Annotated in this window: 1 protein-coding gene; it reads right to left on the bottom strand. The window is 35.9% G+C overall.

What is annotated here, in order from left to right; genetic code table 11:
- A partial coding sequence (locus AC1RPN_RS09125) for a GAG-pre-integrase domain-containing protein (protein WP_481763866.1) occupies positions 1-251 on the bottom strand: 251 nt, incomplete at both ends.

Below are 251 nucleotides of genomic sequence, written 5' to 3' on the forward strand. Positions count from 1 at the left end.
GCCTAGAGGTGCTTATTTGATTCTTAGCTTTGAAACTACCCTTAATTTGTTTACCTAATTGGCAAGCATCACATACATTGTCTTTGATGAACTTGATATGAGGAATTCCTCTTACAAGTTCTCTAGATGATACTTGAGTGATTAGTTTCATGCTAGCATGACCTAATCTTCTATGCCATAGCCAAGCATCCTCATTAATAACCGCAAAACACATTTCATCACATAAGTCATTGATGTCAATAGTGTATACG

This window comes from Dellaglioa sp. CoH-57-MRSF-20, assembly GCF_056781955.1.